The organism is Bacillus cereus group sp. Bce041, assembly GCF_052646455.1.
The window spans coordinates 16,249-41,593 of record NZ_JBQXON010000006.1; the positions used below are offsets into that span (position 1 = coordinate 16,249).

Below are 25,345 nucleotides of genomic sequence, written 5' to 3' on the forward strand. Positions count from 1 at the left end.
TTTGCGGGTAGTAAAACTCTACGTAACTGGCCTAATTCAAGTTTCACTTTATACACCAAGTAATTCTTTTAGTTCGTCTGTTGATAGTTCAGTCATCCAGCTATCGCTTGTGATGACCGCATTGTTTAGAGATTGTTTTCTTTCTAGCATTTCATCAATTTTTTCTTCTAATGTTCCTGTTGTAATGAGTTTGTGAACATGAACAAATCTTTTTTGACCAATGCGATATGCGCGGTCTGTTGCTTGATTTTCCACAGCTGGGTTCCACCAACGATCGTAGTGAATGACATGGTTGGCAGCGGTTAAGTTTAATCCTGTTCCGCCAGCTTTTAAGGATAAGATAAAAATGTCATACGTTCCGTTTTGGAACTCCTCAATCATCTTGTCGCGATCTTTTTTCGGTACACTACCGTTTAAGAAGAGGACACGCTGGCCGAATTTTTCTTCTAGCACACGCTTTAGCATGTTCCCCATGCCGATGTATTGAGTGAAGATGAGGCAACTTTCATTTTGATCTTTTATATTTTGGATGAGCTCCATTAACGTTTTTGTTTTCATAGAGCGTTCAACGACATTTTGTGGCTCTTCTTCTTTTAAATAAAGAGCTGGATGATTACAAATTTGTTTTAGCTTGTTCAGCATAAGTAATATAAAGCCGCGTCTTTCAATTCCACTTAATCCTTCGACATTTTGCAGTGTATCTTGAACAAGTTGTTCATATAAGGAAGCTTGTTCACCAGTAAGAGGACAGTAAGCTTTTTGTTCTTGTTTATCTGGTAAATTTAATGCGACCGTTTGATCTTTCTTCGTTCGGCGCAGTAAAAATGGTGAGATAAACCGTTGAACTTGCTGAATTTTTCCTTCATCACGATCTTTTTCAATCGGTGTGACGAAGCGGCGTTGGAATTGCCCTAAGCTTCCGAGATATCCATGATTAATAAAGTCGAAAATGGACCAAAGTTCAGCGAGGCGATTTTCCATCGGCGTACCAGTTAAAGCGATTTTGTGATTTGCTTGCAAGTTTCGTACTGCTTTCGACTGTTTCGTATGTGGGTTCTTAATATTTTGTGCTTCATCCAAAATAACAGCATCCCAGCATAATGAAGTCAATTCTTCCTCATCGAGCTGAGCCAATGCATAAGATGTTAATACAACATCTGCCGATTGAAGGAAATATTCAAATGAATTGCCTTTATCTCTATTACTTCCGTAATGTAATTGAACACGTAAATTCGGTGCGAAACGCTCAAATTCTTTTTGCCAATTTCCAAGAACAGATGTCGGCGCTACGATTAATGCAGGGCCTGTTTTGAGATTGTTTTCTTTTATATATAGTAAGTAAGAGATTGTTTGAATACTTTTCCCGAGTCCCATATCGTCAGCTAGCAATGCTCCAAATCCAAGCTTTCGTAAATATAATAACCATTCAATGCCGTGTTGTTGATACGGACGAAGTGTTGCGTTTAGTGAAGTAGGGACATCTACTTTTGGAATATCTCCAATATGAAGCAGCTTTTGGAATAGTTCCTCATAATATCCATCTAGTTCGATTTCAATATCAGTAAACGGACTATCATCTTCTACAATTTCTGTTTCAGCCGTATTTGATAAATGTTGTTGCAAAACATCTTTCATCTCTAATCCGTATTTATCGGCACGGTTCATGAGTTTCCTTACTTCTTCGATAAAGGCTGGATCTAGTCGCATCCATTGACCGTTTATATTAAATAGACGTTTGTTTTGTTCAACGAGTTCAAAAAATTCGCTTTCTGATAAATCAATGCCGTTCGTCGAAATTCGCCAGTCAAAATTAACGAGCGTATTCATACCGAAGAACGATTGTGTTTGTACTGTATTTTGCTTCAGCTGGACACGTAATTTCGGTTTTGTTGCTTTTAAATTTTGCCACCATGATGGTAGTAAAATTGTAATGCCGGCTGCAAGTAATTCATTGCTTGCTTCTGTTAAGAAGTTCCACGCTTCGGTTTCAAAGAGCTCATTTCGGAACGTATCTCCTTCTTTTAACCACGGTATGAGCTTACTAAAACCTTCTTGTGTTTCTGTAATCCGTTCTTCGTAATCGTGCCATCTTTTCGGTAAGGAATCGATGTTTTCATATATATATATGCGATGCGCCCCGCGCTTTGGTGTCACGATTGTTTCAAGCTTCCACATTTCAAATTCTTCTTGTGGTTCTTGCAGTCTTAGTCCGATTGTAAACGGAAGATCATCTTCAATATAACCAATTTTTCGAAGCCAATCTTCTTCATGTAGTGCTGTTTCCAATTGTCTTTTCGTAAAGTCGTAATGTTCATATAGTCTTTTAGCATCTTCCCAGCCGTCATTTGAACGATTATCTTGTAATATGCTTTCATTAACTGCTGCTGAGAAAAGAGATGCTAATGTGTCATCTTCAATTGGCGTATTTTGAACTTTCCAAGATGGTTGTTTGGGCCAGTGCTCCATATCTGGTACGAAGCTACCACTCGTAAAGGCATCCCATAATTCATTTGCATCTTTTGTAAGTGCTGTAATAGGGCCGTTCAGTTGAATATGTGCAAAGGAATTCATCGGTTTGTTTGCAATGTATTCAAAGGCTTGTGCATTTGTTAGTAGCACACCTTGTTTTCCTTCGAAGGTTGCTTCTTTTAGAAACGTACCGTAGAAAGAAGTGGAGTGCCATGTGAATGCATTTCGTTTCCAACTTGTTACGGATAATGGAGTACCACTGTCATCTTCTCCCCAAAGGAACCAACCTTGACTAACATGCTGGAGCCTAATTGTTACTTCAGTTTGATTGATCATCGATTAATTTTCCTTTCCGTAATTCCTCTTGTAGTGCACGCAGACGTGAATGGAGATTGGCGATGTGAATAATGAAAGCATCCCATTCATCGGTGCGTTTTAATCGTTTATATAATGTACGTAATTTCTTTAAGTAACGAACTGCGCGTCTATATGATTTACGATTTCGTTCTTCAATTGCCTCTACAGCAGCAAGATGATAAAGAGGAAGTGCTGCTTCTGGCGCTTCTTTCTCAATGTCTTTCAGTGGTTCTTTTAACAGTTCAATTGCTTCAAACCCATATAAGAGATGAAGCTCTGCCCATGTGTGATACTGTTTTTTCGCGAGTACGTACTGTTCATAGTTTGTGAAACTATACGGTAATAGTTCTTGTAAAATCATTTCAAAGCCAGCTTGTTCATTTGTATGTGTTGCGTATGTTTCATACATGATTACAAATAGCCGAACGATATCTTTTATGAAAATCGTATTTTCGTGATCTTGGATCGTTTTCTTTACTTGTTTATACGTAAAGGAAAGCCAGTTTTTTGCACGTTCCCACTGCATGCCACTTAATAGTTCTTCTAACCAATAGAAGTATAGACTCACAACAGAAGCAGGCTGTTTTTTTAGTAAGTCCATCGCTAGTAGATCTTCTTCATTTAAAAAGAGAAGGTGAGAAGACGCTAATGCTTTAGATAGTGGATTGATTTTCGTATCGATTCGTTTTTCTTCCTCTTGTATTTTCTCTTTATTGTTTAAAAGTTCACTCCATATGTGGCGATAAATGAAAAATCGCTCTTGTGTATAAGCGTCGGTAGAGAAGAATACTTCATGAACAAGACGAGCTGTTTCTTGCAAAATTATTTCAGACTCTGAAGGAATCGCTTCTGATTGTAAGTCCCGAACGATGGATTCCACTTTGTCTACAAATAGGCGAACGACATTAACAGGTTGGTGATAAGAATACGTTTTGTTTGCTTCGAATGCCTGGATTTCTTCTAATAATTTTTGAAAGCAGTAAAGTGCTGCATGTAATCTGAATAATTCATGTATGGCGATGACGCGCGGAGCTTTCCGCTCAAGTTTCGTATAGAAATCTGTAAAGATACTCATAAGAAAATACATTTGTTTATAAGTAAGGCGAGCTTGTTCTTTTTTAAATGATTCATATTCTTTTTCAAAATACGATTCCCAACTTTTATAATCCGTTTCTTCAAAAGCTGATGATTGCAATACTTGTCTTGCAGTTCGAATAGGAGGAAGGGAAGGTTTCGTATTATTTTTAAATAAAGTTAATACATCTCCTACTTGCCCGAAACTAGACGCTGCAGATAGTAATACAGCGAGCATATGCTCACATTGTGTTGGTGCGAAGCAATCACAATAACTTTCAGCGACATTACGAATCGGAATATGAACGCTATATACGTTGCCTTCCGCATCTACAGTTCCTGATAGTGTATAACCATCAAAGTCAACGTTGTAGACAACACCACTACGATATAGGTGCCGAGCTGTAGCGACATGTTCCTGATCAGCTGTTTGCTGTGGATCTAGTCCTTGAACGAACTCATTCGCAATCATCATAATTTCATCTTTCGTAATTGAGTGTTGCAGCATAATATTCCTCCGTACACATATTTCTTTCCTTTACCATTATAAACAAAAAATGCTCAAAACAGAAAAAATGAAATTTGGATTACATAACTTGAAAATCATGGTAATATATAAAATGTTAATTTCATATATGAATATATATGTATAGGAGGAGAAATGATTTGTCAGATTTACAGACGAAGTTAGGTAGTGGAATGAATAAGTTACAAGAAGGAATAGAACAAGGGAAAATGAAGTTGCAAGTTGCACAAGAAATTGCTCAATTGAAAAAGGGAATGCAAGTGCAAATGCAGAAAAAAGCAGAGGTTCTATTAGAGGTTGGACAGCAAGTGTATGTTCAATTAAGAGGAAGTGGAGTAAATGAAGCGAGCTTAAAAGAAATGATTGCTCCAGTTCAAGAATTTGATGTAGCTATTTATCAAGCAAGAAAGCGCATTGTTGAATTGCAAAAACAACAAGGTGAAAAAGCTACATGTGAATGTGGTGGACCTTTATCAATAAATGATAAGTTTTGTGGTTCGTGTGGAAAGCCTAACCCGATGTTAGCAGTAGAAAATGAAGGTGAAATGGTAAATTGTATTTCATGTAATGAGCATATCGATAAAAACTCTACTTACTGTCCAGTTTGTGGAATTAAGCAAAGTGGGGAGTGAATTAAATGTATTGTCGCACATGTGGAAAACAACATGGTGAAGAAGTAAATTATTGCCCAAATGAAGGTAGTATGGAGATTGCAGGAGCTATAGATGCAGTAACATTAGAAAAAGATACTGCAAAATACTGCAGAGGTTGTGGCAGTGAAAATGCTCAAAAAAATTTATATTGTCAAAAGTGTGGGTATTCTTTATCTGTTGTGAAGAAAAAAGAACAATCTGTAAAATTGCCTACAATGGATGGTGCTCCTAAAGTTGAATTTAAAGCAGATAAAGCCGTTTTACAAAAAGGTTTTATTGGTGGGGCTGTTGCAAGTATTCTCATGTTAATTGCTGGTTGGATTGGTAGTTTATTATTTGCCTCTATGTTAAGTGAGATGTTTAGCAAATTTGCGAAAGAATTAGAAATGTTGCCAAGTTTTTATTCGAGTGCAACTTCTACGATGTTAAGTTACCATTTACTTGGTTTTACAGCTAACGATGATAGTGGATTGATATTTTCTTTATCTTGGCATACTCCATTTACATTATTATTAATCATTCCATTTATTATTTTCGCTGGTACAGGAATTTGGTTAGGGAAACAGCATGTTGCGAAAACGATTAAAGATCAAATCTTTATGGCAGGAACAGTTGGTATTATTTATGGAGTCTTTTTATTCATTATAAGTTTTATAGCATCACAATCTTTTGCAATCCCATTCTCAGAAGCAGGTAAGATTACGGTTGGCTATTCAGCGATGAAGAGTTTATTGAGTGGTTTTGTATGTGGGACATTATTTACCTTATTAGGATTTATTGCTCATACAAGCAAAAACAATATGGCAGTAGCATTTCAAGAGTTAATGCCATATGGAGCGTCTGTTTATTACGGTGTTTCAGCTATGATAAAAGGACTTTTAGTAACAGCGGTAGCAGTTTGTATTATGGCGTTAGTAAGTAAGGAAGACGGTATTGAACCATTAAAAGAAATAACAACTTTAAAATCTGAAAGTACATTATTAGCATTAGAGTTAACACCTCAATTATGGAGTATGGCTCATTTTGCGCCGTTAGAAGTATCAAGTCCAGCACTTAGTAAGGAATTTACTAGAATTGGTAAGAAATCAAATGTATATGAGAGCACACTATCGTTTTCATTTATATCAGGCGTCTCTGTAAATGGCGTAGAGCTTAGAGAGATATTAATTTCAAAAGGAGCAAATGAGGAAAGCCTTGCAGAATTTGATAAAGTGAATAACGTATTCCATTACGGTTTATTACTGCTTATTATTCCATTGTTCTTTATGTTTAGAGCGGGAAGAAAGTTAGCTAAATTACCGACTGCCAATATATATATTACATTAGCGGTATGCAGTGGTTCTTACACAATTATGATGATTGTAATGAATATGATTTCTAAGTTCCAAATTAATGTTTCAGGAACTGTAACAAGTTTATTTGGAACAAGCGGAACAGTACTATCTATGCAAAATTCATTTACATATTTAATTTTGTTTAGTTTTATTGTGACATATGTAGCGGCATTTGCTGGAATGAAATTAGCTAAAAAATAGGAGGAGAGCACGTTGAAGTTTTGTGGAACATGTAAAAAGAATGTTGCAGACCATTTGAACTTTTGTCCTGAGTGTGGGAGTAAAGTAGAAGTAATCGTTGATAACACTGCTGCTTCATATACAGAATTACAAAGCGAGACAAAACCAGTGAAAAGTAAGAAAAATTTATTTTTAATCATTGGTTTTGCCATTATTGCTGCATTATTATTTGGGGCATATAAATTTGGAGCATATAAGTTTTCAAAAGAAAAGCAAGTAAATGTAATGATTGAAGCATTCCAAAAGAAAGATATTAATGCAATTGATGAGTTTGTAAAAGCAAATGATTCAAGCTTAAAGATTAAGACAGAGGATCTTAAAGCGTACATACGTTATTTAAAAGAGAATCCTTCTTACAACAAACAATTACTGTCTTATTTACAGAAAGAGACAGTAGATCAAAAGTTAACAAAAGATAAATCTTCATTTAAGGACGGGGAAATAGTAGAAGAGGGAAAAGAGTGGTTATTATATCCAAAGTATAAGTTCAGCATGAAATCTTATTATATGAGCGTTAGTACAACTGCAAAAAATGCAGAAATATATGTGAATGACAAAAAAGAAGCAGAGCTTTCTAGTGATAAAACTTCGAAAGAGTTGGGGCCATACTTCCCAGGTACATATGTTGTAAAGGCAACGGCGAAGACAGAACTTACTGAATTAGAAACAGAGAAAGAAGTAGATTTAGCGGATGAACAGAGCGAGAAGGTGAAAGTGGATTTATCGCTTGAAGGCAAGTATGTAAGCATTTCTTCTGATGAAAGTGATGCAACTGTATTTGTGAATGGGAAAAAACGTGGAAAATTAAATTATGGAAGTTATAAGCTTGGCCCTGTACCAACAGATGAAACAGTAGAAGTGCATTTAGAGAAAAATGCTGAGTTTGGTTTAATTAAATCAGAAAGCGTTAAAGTGGGAGACCAAAGCACATATTACTTAAAATTCCCGAAAGAAGCATCAAGTTCAGCAGTGGGCGAATTTGTAAGAAATCATATTTATGATAACGTACGTGCAATTTCATTAAATGATTTTAGTTTAATTGAAAATAATTATGATAAGAGCGGGAAATCGTATAAGGAAGACCGTGATTATATACAGTATTTACACAAAAAAGGAATTACAGAAGACTTATTAACGATGGAAGTTCGTAATGTAGAGCGTCAAAGTGCTACGAAATATAAAGTAACGACATATGAAGAGTATCATATTCGTTACGGTGATGGATCTGTGAAGTTCAAAAGTTTTAATAACGAACATATTATAACTGTGAATGGAAATGGAAAGATGTTGTATCATTCTCTTGGTGCAAATAATACGTTGAAATCAGAAGATGTATCTGGTCCAACTCGTTAATATGAGAGAAGCTGTTCAATATTTGAACAGCTTCTTTTTTGTAGCTAAATCGATATTTCGTGTCGAACCGTTGATATATCGTAAGTTATGATAGATATAATCGAAAAATCGTTGATATATTTTTTTACAATTATGAGTGTGTTTCCTTTAGTATCGCTTGTACATACGGATCATGTAATATTTGCTCTATAATTGGTAACATGTTTTGTTCAAATGGAATGTCGATAGGAAATGGCTTTTGAGAGCCTGGTTTTATTCCATATTGCACAATTTTGTAATGTGTATTGTTTTCAGACTTGAGCACAATTAACTTATAGCGGTTATCATCGCCAGCGAGTGAAAAATCAATAGAAGTAGCGTTATATGTCACTTCATCTTTATATATGTACGGTTTTGGCGTACCAATCCAGTCTACTTTTGCTTGTACATTCATGGGCGTAGCCTCCTTATATGTATTATAAATAAATAAAAGCCAGCTCTCAATAAAGAGAACCGGCTTGTAATTTAGCAGTCATTGGTTATTTTAAAATTTTCACTTTAACAGTTTTGCGTCCCCATTTTTGAGCAGCGCTATCTGATCCAAGTAAGATATCAATACGGTTACCTTTAATTGCACCACCAGTATCTCCAGCGATAGCTTCTCCGTAACCTTCTACCCATACTTTAGATCCTAATGGGATTACTTTCGGGTCAACAGCGATCATTTTCATGTTTGGATTCGCAGTTAAATCATGACCCATTGCAGTTAATACACGGCCGCCATATGTGCCACCGTTTTCGCTCGGGTGAGCTGTATATGCTGTAGCTACAACTGTTAACTCACGACCACCAGATGGTTCGCTAGTTTCAGCAGCTTTCACAGCAGGCTTAGCAGCTGGTTTTGCTTGAGCCTTAGCTGGTGCTTCAGCTTTAGCAGGAGCAGTTGTTTCTTGTTTCTCAATTACAGGTGCTGTACCTGTTAAGAAAGGAACATGAACATAAGCTGTTTTCCCGTTATATTCAAATTGTAACCACTCATTTTGTACTTGGTTCGTTGTTTCGATTACATCGTCTTTCTTCAACTTTCCAAGAACCTCTGAGTTTGTGTTCGTTTCAGCACGTACGTTTAATACGTTAGCTGTTACGTAGTAGATGCTTTTTGTGAACTCTGCACTTACGAATGCGTCTTTACCGTCTAAAGTAATTTTTGACCATCCGTTCTCTGTATTTTGAACATCTATTTTATTACCGTTTAGTAATTTACCGACAACTTTTGATTCAGTAGTAGGGTTTTCGCGTACGTTTAGTACGTCTGTTGTTACAACAGCTTCTGCATTAGCAGATGATGTGAAAATCCCAAGACCAAAAACTGCTGCTGTTGCTATACCAATTAATTTTTTCATGATAGCCTCCATTGCGTTTGTTTTCGTGTCCTCATTATAGCAACAGATTTTTTCGGATTTGGGGAAAACACACAATTACAAACCATTCGTAATAAGTCGTTAACATCCTGTAATATAACAAAAAATATAGGAAAGCGTTTTTCATTCTATATGATTCATAGGTTTCTAGTTATATTCAAAATATTTAATACAACATGTTTTTTTCGACGTAAATAAAAATGTTACAGGAATATTACATGATGTTTACTAAACGATTACATTCCTTGAGTATTTTACCGTTTTATGGGTAATATAGTTATATAAACATAAACATTTTGTTTGTGAAGCTATAAACACGTGCTATATACTAGCAAAAAAACCGCATAATTGTTACAAAACGAAAGGGTTGCAGGGAAGAACTTTGCCCTTTTTTACATATGTAACACATCCTTTTTTAGGAAAATACATTCCTATCCGCGTTTTTCTCACACAATTTGACAGCAGTATTTCTAACTTGTAGCTCTTGCAGAGTGAAAAGGTTATACGAAAGGTAAGGCTGTCCATAAGAATTCGAATTGGTGAAGGTGAAAGTAAGAAAATCACCGCAAAATTATAGTTTTCTATCCGATTTTACATATCGGAATTTATGTTATTTACAAAAGCGAAACCTACGAAGGGGGATTTGATGAGGAAACTGACAAAAACATTCATCGTTTCATTAACATTATGTATTGCATTTACAATTTGGGGGATTATTCCCGAATCTATTATTGGAAAAGGTAGCTTAGGAAATGTAACAACCGCAATTCAAACTGCATTAGTTAGTAAGTTCGGGTGGTTTTATATTATTTCCGTGTCTATTATTTTAGGTGTGTCTATCTTTTTAATTGTTTCGAAATACGGTTCTATTCGTTTAGGTAAAGATGATGATGAACCTGATTATAGTTATATGACATGGTTTGCTATGTTATTTAGTGCTGGTATGGGTATTGGCTTAGTTTTCTGGGGCGTTGCCGAACCATTAAACCATTTATACGCACCTCCGTTTGGAGATAGTGCAACTGAGGAAAGTGCGCGCCTTGCACTGCGTTTTTCATTTTTCCATTGGGGATTACATCCTTGGGGACTATATGCGTTTGTAGCGTTATGTATTGCTTACTTTACTTTTAGAAAAGGAAAAGCAAGTACGATTAGTGCGACAGTAGGTCCGTTATTTAAGGGCGGGGAACACGGGCGTATTGCTCATTCATTTGATGTGTTAGCTGTTTTCGCAACTGTGTTTGGTGTTGCAACGTCATTAGGTCTTGGTGCGAAACAAATTGCAGGTGGTGTTAGTTATTTAACATCTATCCCGAACTCATTAACGACTCAGTTAGTTATTATTGCAATCGTAACAGTATTATTTATGTTATCTGCGCAAACAGGTCTTGATAAAGGAATTAAATATTTAAGTAATACGAATATTATTTTTGCGTTTGCACTTATGATCATTGTATTATTTGCAGGTCCAACAAACTTTATTATGAATTACTTCACTTCAACAATTGGTTCTTACATTCAGGAATTGCCAAGTATGAGTTTCCGTTTAAGTCCATTAGACGAAGGTGGGAATCAATGGATTCAGTCATGGACAATTTTCTATTGGGCATGGTGGATTGCTTGGTCACCGTTCGTAGGTACGTTTATTGCTCGTGTTTCACGAGGACGTACGATTCGTGAGTTTGTTATCGGTGTGTTACTTGTGCCGACCGTAATTGGTGCACTTTGGTTCTCAGTTTTCGGCGGAACAGGTATTCATATGGAGCTGTTTGGTGATGCACATATGTTTGAAAAAATTAAAGAGATGGGAACAGAAGTAGGATTATTCGCTATGTTCGATCAGATGGGCAGCTTTGGATCAGCTTTATCAGTTTTAGGTATTTTACTTATTGCAACATTCTTTATTACATCTGCAGACTCTGCAACATTTGTTTTAGGAATGTTAACGACACATGGTAGTTTAAACCCACCAAATCGTATTAAAATGATTTGGGGTATCGTTCTAGCCGCGATAGCTTCTACGCTATTATATATTGGCGGATTAGAAGCCTTACAAACGGCAGCTATCATTGCAGCATTCCCGTTCGTCTTTGTTATTTTCTTTATGATGGCAGCTTTATTTAAAGAGTTACAAAAAGAAGGACGTATGAAGCGTCATTAATAATAGAAGGAAAAGAGCTGATTTCATATCAGCTCTTTTTTTATCCCTCTATTTGCTGAGCAGTAAGAACCCCACCTCAAAATTCAGCAAAAGCAAATAAATCGAGCTGCTTGTAAAAGCCCGATTGGTGATGGCTAATGAAAGTTTCAATTTATATAGAAGGAATTTGAAATGCGGGTAGGGGAAATAAAATACTTTACCATATAAGTAGTATGCCTTTTATACGAAGAAAAAACGATAGGTTTCGACAATATTCGATACCTTACGAATTCTATTCATATTTTTGACAAAAAATTGTCGGAAATGTGTTGTCACGTTTATATATATGTGCTATATTATTTCCTGTAAGCGATTTCAAATAGTTTTAAAGCGCATTCAAGGGGGACATCTAGAATAATGAAACGTTACGAAAGAAAGTGGAAGCATATTTGTTTGAAACGTGTGGCACATCGTAGTGTCCAAGAAAGCACGGAACCTAAGACTGAAACGCGCAAAGAACAGCAAGAGAAGCAATTGGTTCTACAAAAATAGCAATCACTTTTTCGTATATAAATGAAGGTCGATCGTTCGTTGGGGGATGGACGTGAAATTACTTTCAGCTAAGGGGTATTGTCTGATATATAATTTATACGGCAATAAATAAGCACAGAGCATACGGCGCTCTGTGCTTATTGTTATTATTTATCTTTTTTGAATCGAACTGTCTTATCCCAGCCAATGACTTGTTTCTTGCTCTTTGCACGTAAGTATAAGATTAAGCTACGAATAAATAAGTACGTAAAGAGCTGTGCGTACGTAAAGTACATAATAACGCTAATAAAAATATTAGTCGGTGTAAAGGTTCGTTCGACACTCTGGGCACTAAATAATTGAGAAACATATGTAATATATGCGACATACCACATAAATAGTAGCGGAATGCTATATTGAATTTGGAATATCCCGAGTAGCCCAATTACAAACCAAACGTTTGAAATGATTAGGAATAGCCAAAATACAACATACACTAGAACTTGTTGTAAGGAATGGACGAGAAGTTTTCCTTTAAAGAAACTTAATGACGAGAACATTTTTTCTAAAATGTATAAATTCCCTTGGAGCCAACGTGTACGTTGTTTAATAAGAATTTTTAAATGCTCTGGTTCTTGTTCCCAAGTAACTGATTCTGGGACGATTGGTAAGAGATAACCTTTTTGTGTAATTCTTAATGTTAATTCAGCATCTTCTGCAATTGCGTAAGGGTCATAGCCACCAAGCTCTTCTAGTGCGGAGCGACGAAGAAGCATATTTGTTCCTGTCAGTGAGCCTGTTTGGAATAGTAACCAGCGTCCAGATTGCATAAGGAGCTGGAAGATTTGGAATTCTAGCGAAATCATTCGCGTCAACCAGTTTCTTTTTTCGTTTACTGTACGAACATGTCCAACAGCTCCAACAGCATCTTCAGTTGTTTCAGCGTGCTCTACAAGCATTCGCAGTGCGTGTGGTTCAGGTTGGTTATCTGCATCGTACACACAGAAGTATTCACCATCTGAAATACTAAGGCCGTAGTTTAGTACACGTGATTTACCCTTCGGTTCACCGGGTGGAACACGAATATGGCGAATATGAGCATAAGCTTTGTCGAAATCATCGCCGATTTCAGGTGTTTCATCTTGAGAGTTATCATTTAATAAATAAATAGTTAGCTTTCCGGGATACTCAATCTTCGCCATCGCCTCTAAGGTATCTTTAATAACGACGCCTTCATTATGGGCAGGTATGAAAATATCGACGCTTGGATAATGTTCTAGCGTACGATCTTTTCGTTTACTATTTCGGTGAATTAAGCCCGCGATTGTTAAGAAAGAGTAGTAAACGAGTAAGCCAGAGAATAGAAAGGCCGTAAAAATAAGTACATATTTAATTGAAAATGTGATACTAATCCAAAAAACGAGTACGCAAAACAGAAGAAATAAAAGAAGTATAACGAGAGTCATCATAACAGTGTCTGTCCTTTGTTTCCAATGTGCTCGCGTGAAATTTTTATATCTCGGATTGCTTCAGCAGCAAGCCATTGCTCCATTTTTGGTTTTAGGCGGTTCATTACAATGTCAGCACCAGCTTCATTTGTGTTTTGTAATAAAATAACTAGCGTATTATTATCATATTCAGCAGCAAGGTCAAAATCATTCCTTACCGTTTCAACTAATAAGGAAGCTACACGGTCCATAACACTTTCCTTCGTATATTTACTAAAGGAAGTGAAATCAAAGTAAATGATAACGCCTGTTTCATTACGACGATTCATTGCAGTCGTTAATAACGCTTGGCGTCTCTCGAATTCTTGTCTTGTTAGTAATTTTGATTCTCCAATATATTGTTCTAATGTTCTCACACGCTCAGTTAAAGTTTTATTTTCATGAATCACTTTTTTCAATAGGTGAGTTGTTATATATACAATGAAGAAGTTAGCTGCCATCAGGAAGTGGATAATCATATATTGCCATTGATCTGATGTACTCCATAAATGAAGCCATGCTTGATAAAATAAATAAAATACGGAAATAATGGTCCCTAGTATGAAGAAAATAAATGCTGTTTTGTCAGCTAAAAATAAGAATAGTACATTTACGATTACGTATATTATTGTAAAAATGAGCGCATGCTCATAATTCGTCACATGTACAGTAGTAAAATAAAATACAATTTGTAGAATCCACATAGAGAGGATTTTATAGAACTTATCTTTCACAAAACTTTCCTCCTTAAAGCTATTTCATCCATAGATACTTGTAGTATGCGCAATTATTAAGAAATTGACTATGTCGTTACATTCTTTTGAAGGGCAACAACAAGTAGTATTTCTATTTTCATCAGAAAAATAAAAAGACTTAAACATTATTGTATCATAATGTTCTTATATTTGGGATAAGGTGCTTGATAGATATATATAATACGTTTGGATTGCATGAAAAAAGTCTTCTCTTGGAGAAAGAGAAGACTCTATATAAGTTTATAGGAACATCATACCTGCAACTGCTGCGTTTAAGAAGTTCGCTAATGTACCAGCGATAACTGCTTTAATCCCTAATTGTGCAATTTGTTTACGGCGAGTAGGAGCTAACGTTCCTGTTACACCTAATTGAATTGCGATAGAAGAGAAGTTTGCGAATCCACAGATTGCAAATGTTAAAATTAGATTTGTTTTGTCAGAGAACTCTGCCATGTGTGGTCCTAAGTTTGCGTATGCAACGAATTCGTTGATTGCAAGTTTTTGACCGATAAAGCTTGCTGCTTGTACAGCTTCACCAGGAGAAACCCCGATTAAGATTGCAAATGGTGATAATAAGTAACCGAAGATTAAATCAAGGCTAAGTTTAATATCGAACCAAGAACCAACCCATCCTAATAATCCATTTAATAAAGCGATTAATGCGATGAAAGCCATTAACATTGCTGCTACGTTAATAACAAGTTGCATACCTTCAGATGCACCGCGTGCAGCTGCATCGATAACGTTTGCGTCTTCACGTTCTGTAGAAAGTTCAACGTTATTATCTACTTTTTCTGTCTCTGGCATAATCAGTTTCGCAATTAATAAGCTTGATGGAGCTGCCATTATTGCAGCTGCTAATAAGTGCTCTAACGGAATACCCATTGCTGCATAGCCGACAAGAACTGATCCAGCAACAGCTGTCATACCGCTTACCATAATAGTGAAGAATTCACTATTTGTTAAGCGTGCTAAGTAAGGTTTAATTAAGATTGGAGCTTCAGTTTGTCCTAAAAATACAGTCGTTACTGAGTTTAAGCTTTCTGCTTTAGAAGTTCCAAGAAGTTTACTTAATGCACCACCAACGACGCTAACAAATTTCTGCATAATACCGAAATGATATAAGATTGCTACTAATGAACTAATAAATACGATTGGAAGTAGTGCTTGAATAAAGAATACAAATCCCCAAGGTCCTTTTGCGTTGACTAAATCCCCAGCAACGAACTTAATTCCCTCGTAAGAAAAATTAATTAATCCTTGAACACCGTCAGCAGCGTGTTTTAAACCTGCTTTACCAGCATCCCATCGTAATACGATAAATGAAAATGACATTTGTAATGCTAGCGCAATTAAAATTGTGCGCCAATTAATAGCTTTGCGGTTGGAAGATAGTAAGAAAGCAATTGCTAATACTCCAATCACGCCGCCAATTCCCCATAAAAGATTCATGCAGTGTATGCTCCTTCCTCATAGTAAAAAAGTGTATAAACCAGTTGTCTATACTTTTGCGAATATACATCTTAAGTAACTTATCATAATGGACATCGGAGGTCAAACGTCTAACGAAAAGTTTAAATAAAAAGAAAATTCTTCAAAAAAACACATATAAAATAAATAGACATGAAATAGGTTATGTTTTTTATGGGAATATATACATTATGATAACGTTATGGATTATTTTTGCAGAATAAAGTGTATGAAATGAAAAAATAGATACATTATTTTTATAGAGAGAAGGTAGGAGAAAGGGAGTAATATGTTGAACTCATAGCAAAAAGCCTTCTAGTAAACTAGAAGGCTTTGAAACTATTAATTAAGGTGCTTTCGTGTATCCTAAGAAGTGGCTCTTCCAATAAGAGTTACTTAATGAAGCGATTGCTACACCTTTATCTCCAGCTTGGATAAATGATCCGCCCCCAAGGTAAATACCCATGTGAGAAGGGCCAGATTTATAAGTGTTTTGGAAATAAATTAAGTCACCTGGTTGTGGACTTGAAGTTTTTGGTAGGCTACTCCAATATCCCGCAACACTTTGACGGCTAATGTTATGACCAAATTTCTTAAATACGTGGTAGATGTAGCCACTGCAATCTACGCCGTTAGCAGAAGTTCCACCCCAAACGTATGGTACACCTTGCATTGATTTTGCATATGCAAGTACGGAAGAACTGTCGCCACTATTATTGCCTGTATTATTATTATTGTTGTTGTTATTGTTTTGATTGTTATTTTGATTATTGTTAGGCTTATTATCTACTGCGCCTCCAACTGGTGTTTTAGATAGGTAACGTGTTCCGATATAACCAGTTTGACCGTTGTAGTTAATTTTGCTCCATCCAGAGTTTTCAGAAATTACTTGAACCTTCTGACCTTGTGGAAGTGCGCCTATGATTCTATAATTTGTACCTTCGCCGCTACGTACATTTAGTGCAGAAGCATTAATGTAATAGTCGCCAATTGCACCTTGGTTAGGTTGTTCAGGTTGTTTTGGTTGCTCAGGAGTAGTAGTGCCACCTTTAACGAATTTTACAAATTCGCTACTAACAAAGCCTGTTTTTCCTTGGTAATTTACTTTAAACCAACCGTTTTCAGATCCAACTACGTTTAATGTTGTACCGTTTAAAACGCCACCAATTACACTATGGTAAGCGGCAGGGCCTGTACGAACACGTAAAGATGTAGCGTTAACTACGTAAGAACCGCCAGTTTGAATAGTTCCATTATTATTGTTATGCTCTTGTTTGTTGCCTTCTGTAACGTTTTCGTTAGAACCGCCTTTTGTTACGTAGTCTTTGCTTATATAAGCAGTTTGTCCTGCGTAATTGATTTTGAACCAATCTTGAACTTCGCCGACAACTTGTACTACTTGTCCTTTTTTGACAGAACCTACAGTTGTGTGAGAAGTGCTAGGACCTGTACGAACGCGAAGGGAAGATACATTTACTGTATAGTTTCCGCTTGCTGGTTTTACTTCTTGGTTGTTATTATTCGTATTATTGTTTGAAGAACCCCCATTAGAAGAAACGCCAGATACGAATTCGCCACTTACATAACCTACTTGTCCATTATGGTTAATTTTCACCCAACCATTTTCTTGTCCAATTACGTTTAATGTTTGTCCTGCATATACACGTCCAGAAACAGAACTAGAAGTGTTAGGAGCTGTACGTACACGTAATACATCAGCAGTAACTTTATTGTTTCCACCTGTGCTTACATTGTTGTTTGCTGCTCCACTTTTTGATACAAATTCGCCACTAACAAAGCCTGTTTTTCCGTTAATGTTAATTTTGAACCAACCATTTTCTTCGCCAATCACGTTTAGTGATTGACCGTTATAAACACGTGAGATGATGTCGTGAGAAGTGCTTGATCCCGCACGAACATGTAAGACGCTCGCGTTTACCGTATAAGATGAGTTGTTTGACGCAGAAGCTTGGACAGTTGTAGCAGCTTTTTGTGTATTTTGTTCAGGTGCAGCTTGAACACTATCAAGTGTAGGTGCTGCTCCTCCTGCTACAGACACTGCCGCAAGACCGGCAAGATACTTTTTCATAATTTGTCGATTCCTTTCTGTCTGTAATGTAGTGAAGAAATATTTACCAACTGTTAAAAATTCTAAAGAGCATGTCGATTACTGTCAAGGCTTATGTGGGAATCTGAATATGACAAAAAGATTACAAGAAAAAATCAAGGTATAAATTTACACCTTGATTTCCATTTAAATACATATATTGAATATAAAAGGACAGAAATTATTCGTGTTTAAGAAGATGACATATTGGATTGTAACAAGATTTTATTAAAAGATTTTTGCAGTTTTTTGGTGATAGGTCCAACTTGCCCATCTTGAATCGCGGTTCCATCAAGGTGGGTCATTGGTAAAATTTCAATCATTGTGCCTGTGAAAAAGCATTCATCTGCTTGATAAACGTCACGAACGCTGAAAAGTTCTTCCTGTACAGGTATGTGAAGAGTATTCGCTAAAGAAAGGACATATTGACGAATAATGCCATTTAAAATAAGGTGATTGGCTGGATGTGTGTAAAGAGTTCCATTTTTAATTAAAAAGAAGTTGGAATGGCTTCCTTCCGTTACAATACCATTCCTTACGAGAAGTGCCTCTTTACAACCTTTCCGTTCAGCTTTCGTAGCAGCTAGTACGTTTGGTAATAAATTTAATGATTTAATGTCACAGCGTAGCCATCGAGTATCGGGTTCTGATATAGCGCGTATACCATATTCAATCCATAAGGCTGGTCTTTCTTTTTTTGTAATATAGGCATAAATTGTCGGAGGGGTGTCATATGAAAATACATGTGTGCGAGCTTGTACACCACGAGATACTTGCAAATAAATTGTGCCATCTTCGTGGAAATGGTTTCGTTCAATTAATTTGTAAAGTAAAGTGATGAGCTCAGCTTTTGAGAAAGGGAGCGATAATTCTACTTCTTCCATGGATCGATATAATCTCGTTATGTGCGGATCTAATAAGTGAAAGTTCCCTTTATATAGGCGAATAACCTCGTAGACACCATCTCCGAACTGCGAACCTCTCTCTTCAAGTTCTATGTACGTTTGTTGTTTTGTTGTATCAATAACTTCATCATTCCAAAGTACAAATTTTTCGTATGCCAATTTCCGTCCCATCCTTTCGTAAGTACGTAAGTAATGTGAAACTTTCATTCATGCGAGATAAAAATCACTATAGTAATTTTTATGTAAGCAATTCTCTACATATGACCGTATATGTATTTGTAAATCATAGAGAAGTAAGGATGGTTTACCCCGCATTAACGGGCAGTAAAACTCCTACTTAAAAATTCGGGTGGAGCAAAGAAGTGAATTGGGCGAATAACTGCCCGTAGCTGCCCGATTGGTGAGGGCTGATTAAAGTTTCACTTTACAGCATTTTGTATATACAAATTCGAAAATAAGAATGAGAATCCTGCTTTTAAATAAAAAAAAGCAACATTCTTATGGAATGCTGCACAAGGAGGGTAGCTATCTTTCATAGGGACATTGTCTCGTTGAATGTTTTGTGTATGGAAACAAAACATGTTGAAAGACAATTATAAGAAAGTAGAAACAAAAGATTTACACACTTCTTTAAGGGATCTTACGAAAGATGAGAGATAAGAAATATGTAGAACCTCGTTTACATATTTTATTATAGAGATTCTTCATTAACACTATGTGAATATTTGGTAAAGGTTATGTAATTTTAAAGTTAATGAATATAAGTAGTTGTATGGAAGAAAATAAAAAAAGAGGCTGAGATTACTCAGCACTCTTCTTTTCTTCTTTAATAACTGTTTTTACTTCACCAGTTTTGATCTTATTACTTTCAGAGAAGCGAAGTAAGTCACCTTCAATGATTTTATCAGACATGTTCAATTCATTTTGGGCGCGATCAATTAGTGGTTGAGATTCTTCTTTCGGTAATTGTACAACTTCGCCAGTAGCACGGTCATAGAATGTACTGTTTGTGTACATGTATTTATCTGTAACGAAGCTACCGTCACGAAGAACAACGAATCCTTTATTATCAGGTGAGAATACATCATGACCGAATCGAACGTCATTTGTAGAATCTACACCAAGTAAGTTTAGAATAGTTGGTTTAATGTCAATTTCACCAGTTGGTTTCGAAATTGTTTTACCTTCTTTTTGACCTGGAACGTGAATAAACATCGGTGTTTTTTGTAAGTTCATATGGTCAAATGCAGTGATTTCTTCTTTTCCTAAGAACTGTGCCATTGCACGGTTATGGTTTTCAGAAATACCGTAGTGGTCACCGTAGAATACGATTACTGAGTTGTCGTAAATACCTTCTGCTTTTAGACGCTCAATAAAGTGTTTCATTGCTTCGTCTAAGTAACGAGCAGTTACCATGTAACGGTCAAATACTCCATCACCAGAATTGTATTCGTCGATTAATTTTGTACTGTCATCGTAAGTGAATGGGTAGTGATTCGTTAAAGTAAGGAAGCGAGTATAGAATGGTTGCTTCACTTGTTTTAACATATCAATAGATTGATCGAAGTACTCGATATCTTTTAATCCCCAATTTAATTTTGTTTCTGGCGTAATCTTGTAGTCAAGCTCGTTGTAGTAACGATCATAACCAAGTGCTGGATACATAATGTTACGGTTCCAGAATGTTGCGTTGTTTGCGTGGAATACCGACGTGTGATACCCTTGCTGACGTAAAATTTCTGGAGTTGCTGTATATTCATTGTTACCGTGTGTGAAGAATACAGCACCGCGGTCTAGTGGATATAACGAAGTATCTACTAGGAATTCAGCATCAGATGTTTTACCTTGACCAGTTTGATGGAAGAAGTTATCAAAGTAATAACTTTCTTTCGTAAATTGGTTTAAGAATGGTGTAACTTCTTGTCCGTTAACTGTTGCACCAATTAAGAATGTTTGTAATGACTCAAGAGAGACAACAATTACGTTTTTCCCTTTTGCAGTACCGAACATATTTGGATCTGGTTTACTTTGTGTTGTTTTTACGTAGTTTTCTGTTTCTTGTAATTTACTACCGTCAGCGAACGCTTTTTGTGAACTTGATTTTGCTTGTAAGCCAAGATCGTATACTTGGTGTACATATAATCCTAAGTTTTTAACAAGCATAACGCGGTCGAATGAACGTGTTAATAGTTCTGGGCGTTCAGCTTCTGCAAGTCCTAAGTTTGCGAAGAAAATAGCAACTGTTGATACGAAGTATAGAGAACGCATCGGGCGTGCTACACGCTCTGTAGGTGCAAAGTTCTTCATTTTCTTTAATAGAACGAAGAAAACGATAATGTCTGCAAATGCAAGGATAATTTTGTAGTTAAATAATTCTTTCACACTAGAACCTAAACTTCCGAAGTTAGATGTTTGTCCTAGCACCGGTAATGTAACGAAGTCATTGTAGAATCCGTAGAACATTACGTTACCAACAAGAACGATTGTTAAGACAAAATTAATTCCAAGTGCTATATAGTTACGTTTTTTCCCTTTTGCAAATAATGCAAGACCAACAAGCAGTAATGATGCTGCTAATGGGCTAAGGAATAAAATGAATTCTTGCATGAAAGATTCAAGTTTTAAGTCAAAGCTTGTGCGTGTAATAAGGTAAGTTTTCAGCCATAAGGCTAAAGCTACGAATACAGTGAAACGCACATTTTGAAATTGTGATTTCAAGGTTTCTTTCATTCATTTCCACCCTTTCTCTATCAGGCTTGGTCGATTTTGGAGCGAAAAATGCTAAAATAAAAAATACATAGTTTTCTTGGCCATAATTAAAGGTTCTATATTCACCCATATACGACTATAACTATGCATACCCTTTTGGTTTCTTTTGTTGCTCATAAGCATAACGTCATTTCTGTATTATACAACAAAATTCATTTCTGAGAAACACTATAACATTTTACATTTTTTGTATAAGATTTGTCACTACCAGAGAAAACTTTAACATTCGTTTATATGTCCGTCAACTAGAAAATATAACAAAGGTAGAGCAGAATGTTAAGTAGAAGTGAAAATTTTCTTTGTTGAGAAATAAGAAACGAAGATGGGTAAGGGTTATCTAGAAATCTATTATATGAAGGAAATCTTGTGAAAATTAACGAACACTTGTTCTTTTTTAGTTTGTTTGTTACAATAAAAGTTCATTGATAGGTTTTGTGTAATTTCCATGAACTTTTACTGATAACATATTGTAGCTTATTTCTTTTTAAAAATAGGGAGGCTTTTTACATGAAACAAAAATTTTCAGTTGAAGCGTTTTGGAAGAAAGTAAAACATGTTGCAAAGCAAGCTGGGCAGTCGGTCATTTATGCAAGTTTATTACTGTTTTACGTTTTGCAAAGACCAGATGTTCCAAAACGAGTGAAAATTATTGTAATTGGAGCACTTGCTTATTTTATTGCACCGATTGATGCGATTCCAGATTTCATTGCTGGAATTGGCTATACGGATGATTTAGGGGCGTTAACGGCCGCACTAATACAGGTGTCGTTATACGTCAATGAAGATGTGAAAGATAAGGCACGAGTGAAGTTGGCAGAATGGTTTGGTTCGGATATAGACACAACATTTATCGATCAGAAATTAGGTCAATAGGTGAAACCTGTCTGTTATAAGGTGACAGGACGAACGTAAGCGAGGAAGTGCATTATGCCATCAGGAAGAACGCATACGAAAATAAACTTAATATCCCTTCCGGTTGTTTTGTTTTTTCTCTTTTCGTATGGATTAACAAATTTTGATTTTTTATTAACTTTTGCAATTGGTTTTTTAGTAGGTACTTCATTTTTAACACCAGATTTAGATACGTACAGTAATGCTTATAACAAATGGGGTTTCTTACGTATATTTTGGTATCCTTATAAGAAAGTAATGCCACATCGATCTTTCTTTACGCATACGATTATACTTGGTGATGTGATTCGTATTGCGTACATGTTAATTGTCTTTTCTCCATTTTTATTACTATTAAATGTAATCGCACTGGATGGTAATTTAATAGAAATTGCGAAGAAACATGAGGTTGAAATTGTAACGTTCTTAATGGGAATTGTTGTGGCAAGTACGCTCCACATTATAGCGGATAAAGTGAATACACGCCGAAAGAAAATGATGAGAAAAAAGAAGAAACGCAGAAGATAAAGTGAACGAATTAGGAAAAGGGCCCCTTGCAATTTGCAAGGGGCCCTTTTTAAACAAACATTTGTTTAAAATTAAGCTTTCAGCACTTTAATTCCTTTTACAATGTTCCAGATGAAGTAGTATAAGCTGATGATTCCGCAAATAGCTAAGACAATCATTGATCCAATTCCAAGTGTTACATCTGGTTGATCAGATCCAAGACCCATAATTCCTAAAATAGTTACGCCAATGAATGTAGCGATACTTGGAATGATGTGTGTCCATAGAGCACGTTTTGCATGTGGTTTTGTTTCAGCGTCTCCTACAATCCAAACGATAATAGGGAATAAGATAGGGGCAAATAGTACACTAAAGTATGATAACGCAGCTAATATTTTATTTCCGTTCATATATATCACCTCATAAATAATTTCTGTTGTTATACTATTATTATGCAATAATTTTGGCAAACTTCCTATCGATGAACATTACAAGAACGTGACGATTTTGTAAGATTTTCTGTTAAATGATAAAATTTTCAAAAAAATCTTTTTTAATGGAAATTGTTATGGTACAGTATAAATGAAAGTTATTGAAAACGTTTTCTTAAACGTTTTTTTATTTTAGACTTAAAGGTATGATGACCTGATAGTCTATTGATGAGGTTATTCTATTTAAAAGGGGATTCTTTAGGGGGAGAGAACAATGAACACATGGACACAAGTTTATGATCCATTCGGAAACATTTGGATTTCGGCAGCGGTAGCACTTATTCCGATTATCTTTTTTTTCTTAGCTTTAGCAGTTTTCCGCATGAAGGGGTATGTAGCAGGATTTATTACAGTTGTACTTACAGTTTTAGTAGCGTTATTCGCTTATAAAATGCCGTTCACGATGGCAATGGCAGCAACCGGGTACGGTTTTTTGTACGGGTTATGGCCAATTGCTTGGATTATCATTATGTCCGTATTTTTATATAAAATTTCTGTGAAAACAGGTCAATTCGATGTGATTCGTGCATCGGTATTATCGATTACGAACGATCATCGTCTACTCGTTATTTTAATTGGATTTTCATTTGGAGCATTTTTAGAAGGAGCGGCAGGATTTGGGGCACCAGTAGCGATTACAGCAGCGCTTCTTGCGGGTCTTGGGTTAAATCCTTTATACGCAGCAGGTCTTTGTTTGATTGCAAATACTGCACCAGTGGCGTTCGGAGCGATGGGAATTCCGATTACAGTTGCTGGACAAGTAACAGGTATTGATCCACATAAAATTGGACAAATGGCTGGGCATCAATTACCGTTCCTATCATTATTTGTGCCATTCTTTATCGTATTTTTAATGGATGGATTTAAGGGGATACGACAAACGTGGCCTGCGTTATTTGTAGCGGGTAGTTCATTTGCGATTACGCAGTTCATTACAGCGACATTTTTAGGACCAGAACTTCCGGATATTACATCGGCACTTGTAAGTTTAATTAGTTTAGCGCTGTTCTTAAAAGTTTGGCAGCCGAAAGAAATTTATCAATCTGGGCAAGCCAATAGTGAAGTAGCAGCAACAACGACAGCGGCATCGATGCCGAAATTAACGTTTGGAAAAGTAGTGAAGGCATGGTCCCCATTTATCGTATTAACGGTTATGGTAGTCATTTGGAGCCAAAGTTTCTTTAAGGCATTATTCACTCCAGGAGGGGCTTTAGAAAGTCTTGTATTTAAGTTTGAAATTCCAGGTCTGCATAATCTAGTAATGAAAGCAGAGCCAATTGTAAATAAACCAACGCCTTACGAGGCAATTTTGAAGTTTGATGTATTATCGGCAACCGGAACAGCGATTTTAATTGCGTGTATCATTTCCATGTTTATTTTGAAAATGAATGTAAAAGATGCAGTAGTGACATTTAAAGAAACGTTAAGCGAATTAAAAATGCCAATTCTATCTATCGGATTCGTACTAGGGTTTGCATTTATCGCAAACTATTCTGGTCTATCTTCCACGTTAGCGTTAGCATTAGCCGGAACTGGCGGCCTATTCCCGTTCTTCTCACCATTCTTAGGCTGGATTGGCGTATTCCTAACAGGGTCTGATACATCTGCGAATGCACTGTTCTCAAATTTACAAGCCATTACAGCGCAGCAAGTCGGCGTATCTGAAGTGCTTCTCGTTGCAGCAAATACAACAGGCGGTGTAACAGGTAAAATGATTTCCCCACAGTCGATTGCGATCGCTTGTGCAGCGGTTGGTCTTGCTGGAAAAGAATCGGATTTGTTCCGTTTTACAGTGAAGCATAGCTTATTCTTCGTAATTATTGTTGGTATTATAACGTATGTTCAAGCATATTATTTAACGTGGATGATTCCATAAAGAGAAAAAG

General features: G+C 36.2%; 18 protein-coding genes. 7 read left to right on the plus strand and 11 right to left on the minus strand.

The features are described from left to right. Positions 1–48: 48 nt before the first annotated feature. On the minus strand, positions 49–2,805 hold the full coding sequence (locus ACUN13_RS19410) for a DEAD/DEAH box helicase (RefSeq protein WP_445423925.1): 2,757 nt from the start codon (positions 2,803–2,805) through the stop codon (positions 49–51). Then, complete coding sequence (locus ACUN13_RS19415) at positions 2,789–4,408, minus strand: SWIM zinc finger family protein (protein ID WP_445423926.1); 1,620 nt, start codon at positions 4,406–4,408, stop codon at positions 2,789–2,791. Before ACUN13_RS19415 ends, ACUN13_RS19410 begins: the two co-directional genes overlap by 17 nt. Before the next feature lie 158 nt (positions 4,409–4,566). Between ACUN13_RS19415 and ACUN13_RS19420 the strand changes: the two genes are divergently transcribed. The 3 genes from ACUN13_RS19420 to ACUN13_RS19430 are packed head-to-tail and all read left to right on the plus strand — an operon-like array spanning position 4,567 to position 8,006. Beyond that, entirely contained in the window at positions 4,567–5,058 is a 492-nt protein-coding gene (locus ACUN13_RS19420; RefSeq protein ID WP_061113492.1) for a zinc ribbon domain-containing protein, read from the plus strand. Positions 5,059–5,063: 5 nt separating this feature from the next. Continuing rightward, positions 5,064–6,614 carry a zinc ribbon domain-containing protein gene (locus ACUN13_RS19425; RefSeq protein ID WP_089607738.1) on the plus strand — a complete coding sequence of 517 codons (1,551 nt, stop codon included), beginning with the start codon at positions 5,064–5,066 and terminating at the stop codon, positions 6,612–6,614. A gap of 12 nt (positions 6,615–6,626) precedes the next feature. Then, a complete protein-coding gene (locus tag ACUN13_RS19430) occupies positions 6,627–8,006 on the plus strand; it encodes a zinc ribbon domain-containing protein (RefSeq protein ID WP_445423927.1) in 1,380 nt (459 codons plus the stop codon). 130 nt (positions 8,007–8,136) lie between these two features. Here the strand turns inward: ACUN13_RS19430 and ACUN13_RS19435 are convergent, their stop codons facing one another. Then, positions 8,137–8,439 carry a DUF3910 family protein gene (locus tag ACUN13_RS19435; RefSeq protein ID WP_001102539.1) on the minus strand — a complete coding sequence of 101 codons (303 nt, stop codon included), beginning with the start codon at positions 8,437–8,439 and terminating at the stop codon, positions 8,137–8,139. Between the two features lie 85 nt (positions 8,440–8,524). After that, positions 8,525–9,388, minus strand: coding sequence for a cell wall-binding protein EntA (locus ACUN13_RS19440; RefSeq protein WP_445423928.1), 864 nt, complete (start codon positions 9,386–9,388; stop codon positions 8,525–8,527). Between the two features lie 664 nt (positions 9,389–10,052). Here ACUN13_RS19440 and opuD point away from each other — a divergent pair. Beyond that, the gene (gene opuD, locus ACUN13_RS19445; protein ID WP_089607734.1) at positions 10,053–11,567 is read left to right on the plus strand and encodes a glycine betaine transporter OpuD; all 1,515 of its coding nucleotides are present in this window, start codon (positions 10,053–10,055) and stop codon (positions 11,565–11,567) included. A 677-nt stretch (positions 11,568–12,244) separates the two neighbouring features. Here opuD and ACUN13_RS19450 read toward each other — a convergent pair. The 6 genes from ACUN13_RS19450 to ACUN13_RS19475 all read right to left on the minus strand — a co-directional run bounded on the left by ACUN13_RS19450 (position 12,245) and on the right by ACUN13_RS19475 (position 21,531). Then, entirely contained in the window at positions 12,245–13,546 is a 1,302-nt protein-coding gene (locus ACUN13_RS19450; RefSeq protein WP_000988751.1) for a glycosyltransferase family 2 protein, read from the minus strand. Then, positions 13,543–14,298, minus strand: coding sequence for a diguanylate cyclase domain-containing protein (locus tag ACUN13_RS19455; protein ID WP_342761570.1), 756 nt, complete (start codon positions 14,296–14,298; stop codon positions 13,543–13,545). Before ACUN13_RS19455 ends, ACUN13_RS19450 begins: the two co-directional genes overlap by 4 nt. 261 nt (positions 14,299–14,559) lie before the next feature. Next, positions 14,560–15,771, minus strand: a complete 1,212-nt coding sequence (locus tag ACUN13_RS19460) for a NupC/NupG family nucleoside CNT transporter (protein ID WP_001051020.1) — start codon at positions 15,769–15,771, stop codon at positions 14,560–14,562. Between the two features lie 364 nt (positions 15,772–16,135). Further along, a complete protein-coding gene (locus ACUN13_RS19465) occupies positions 16,136–17,878 on the minus strand; it encodes a C40 family peptidase (RefSeq protein WP_342761569.1) in 1,743 nt (580 codons plus the stop codon). 209 nt (positions 17,879–18,087) lie between these two features. Further along, the gene (locus ACUN13_RS19470) at positions 18,088–18,972 is read right to left on the minus strand and encodes a D-amino-acid transaminase (RefSeq protein WP_089607808.1); all 885 of its coding nucleotides are present in this window, start codon (positions 18,970–18,972) and stop codon (positions 18,088–18,090) included. A 630-nt stretch (positions 18,973–19,602) separates the two neighbouring features. Continuing rightward, the gene (locus ACUN13_RS19475; RefSeq protein ID WP_000665358.1) at positions 19,603–21,531 is read right to left on the minus strand and encodes an LTA synthase family protein; all 1,929 of its coding nucleotides are present in this window, start codon (positions 21,529–21,531) and stop codon (positions 19,603–19,605) included. Between the two features lie 546 nt (positions 21,532–22,077). On the opposite strand from ACUN13_RS19475, the gene ACUN13_RS19480 reads away from it, so the two are divergent. Together ACUN13_RS19480 and ACUN13_RS19485 are read left to right on the plus strand one after the other, a co-directional pair. Then, positions 22,078–22,443, plus strand: coding sequence for a YkvA family protein (locus tag ACUN13_RS19480; RefSeq protein ID WP_000810369.1), 366 nt, complete (start codon positions 22,078–22,080; stop codon positions 22,441–22,443). Between the two features lie 54 nt (positions 22,444–22,497). Further along, positions 22,498–22,989, plus strand: a complete 492-nt coding sequence (locus ACUN13_RS19485) for a metal-binding protein (RefSeq protein WP_001139057.1) — start codon at positions 22,498–22,500, stop codon at positions 22,987–22,989. 71 nt (positions 22,990–23,060) lie between these two features. Here the strand turns inward: ACUN13_RS19485 and ACUN13_RS19490 are convergent, their stop codons facing one another. Further along, positions 23,061–23,378, minus strand: coding sequence for a DUF4870 domain-containing protein (locus tag ACUN13_RS19490; RefSeq protein ID WP_001014099.1), 318 nt, complete (start codon positions 23,376–23,378; stop codon positions 23,061–23,063). A gap of 295 nt (positions 23,379–23,673) precedes the next feature. Between ACUN13_RS19490 and lldP the strand changes: the two genes are divergently transcribed. Then, positions 23,674–25,335 (plus strand): L-lactate permease, encoded by a 1,662-nt coding sequence (lldP, locus tag ACUN13_RS19495; RefSeq protein ID WP_257115781.1) that lies wholly within the window; start codon positions 23,674–23,676, stop codon positions 25,333–25,335. The last annotated feature ends 10 nt before the right edge of the window (positions 25,336–25,345 follow it).

Coding starts and splice junctions, on each gene's coding strand:
- ACUN13_RS19410 (WP_445423925.1), bottom strand. CDS start 2,805: ATGATCAATCAAACTGAAGTAACAATTAGGCTCCAGCATGTTAGTCAA.
- ACUN13_RS19475 (WP_000665358.1), bottom strand. CDS start 21,531: ATGAAAGAAACCTTGAAATCACAATTTCAAAATGTGCGTTTCACTGTA.
- opuD (WP_089607734.1), top strand. CDS start 10,053: ATGAGGAAACTGACAAAAACATTCATCGTTTCATTAACATTATGTATT.
- ACUN13_RS19450 (WP_000988751.1), bottom strand. CDS start 13,546: ATGATGACTCTCGTTATACTTCTTTTATTTCTTCTGTTTTGCGTACTC.
- ACUN13_RS19425 (WP_089607738.1), top strand. CDS start 5,064: ATGTATTGTCGCACATGTGGAAAACAACATGGTGAAGAAGTAAATTAT.
- ACUN13_RS19480 (WP_000810369.1), top strand. CDS start 22,078: ATGAAACAAAAATTTTCAGTTGAAGCGTTTTGGAAGAAAGTAAAACAT.
- ACUN13_RS19440 (WP_445423928.1), bottom strand. CDS start 9,388: ATGAAAAAATTAATTGGTATAGCAACAGCAGCAGTTTTTGGTCTTGGG.
- ACUN13_RS19435 (WP_001102539.1), bottom strand. CDS start 8,439: ATGAATGTACAAGCAAAAGTAGACTGGATTGGTACGCCAAAACCGTAC.
- ACUN13_RS19470 (WP_089607808.1), bottom strand. CDS start 18,972: ATGGGACGGAAATTGGCATACGAAAAATTTGTACTTTGGAATGATGAA.
- ACUN13_RS19490 (WP_001014099.1), bottom strand. CDS start 23,378: ATGAACGGAAATAAAATATTAGCTGCGTTATCATACTTTAGTGTACTA.
- ACUN13_RS19485 (WP_001139057.1), top strand. CDS start 22,498: ATGCCATCAGGAAGAACGCATACGAAAATAAACTTAATATCCCTTCCG.
- ACUN13_RS19460 (WP_001051020.1), bottom strand. CDS start 15,771: ATGAATCTTTTATGGGGAATTGGCGGCGTGATTGGAGTATTAGCAATT.
- ACUN13_RS19465 (WP_342761569.1), bottom strand. CDS start 17,878: ATGAAAAAGTATCTTGCCGGTCTTGCGGCAGTGTCTGTAGCAGGAGGA.
- lldP (WP_257115781.1), top strand. CDS start 23,674: ATGAACACATGGACACAAGTTTATGATCCATTCGGAAACATTTGGATT.
- ACUN13_RS19415 (WP_445423926.1), bottom strand. CDS start 4,408: ATGCTGCAACACTCAATTACGAAAGATGAAATTATGATGATTGCGAAT.